Consider the following 435-nt stretch of genomic DNA (forward strand, 5'->3'; position numbering starts at 1 on the left):
TGCGGTCCACGTTCAGCGTCAGCGCCGGCAGCCCCTCCAGCTGCTCGACCTTCACCTCCGCCGCGCCCGCGACCTTGCCGAACACGCGCGCGACCTGCTGGGCGGTGGCCAGCATGGCCTCGGTGTCGTCGCCGAACACCTTGACCGCGACGTCGCTGCGCACGCCCGAGATCAATTCGTTGAAGCGCAGCTGGATCGGCTGCGAGAACTCGTAGCTGTTGCCCGGTACGCGCTGCGCCGCCTCGGTGATGGCCTGCACCAGTTCGGCATGCGTCTTGCGCGGTGTCGGCCACTGGCTGCGCGGGCGCAGCATGATGTAGCTGTCGGCCGCGTTCGGCGCCATAGGGTCGGCCGCCACCTCCGAGGTGCCGACGCGGGCGGACATGCGCTCGATCTCGGGAAACTCCTTCAATAGCGGGGCGTCCAGGGGCCGCT

General features: G+C 69.7%; 1 protein-coding gene. It reads right to left on the reverse strand.

All coding sequences use genetic code 11. The features are described from left to right. The coding region (locus KVT32_RS28820; RefSeq protein WP_371825634.1) for an efflux RND transporter permease subunit at positions 1 to 385 on the reverse strand (385 nt) is incomplete at its 3' end. Positions 386 to 435 lie beyond the last annotated feature (50 nt).

This window comes from Achromobacter sp. GbtcB20 (assembly GCF_019091095.1).
Classification (GTDB): domain Bacteria; phylum Pseudomonadota; class Gammaproteobacteria; order Burkholderiales; family Burkholderiaceae_B; genus Achromobacter; species Achromobacter mucicolens.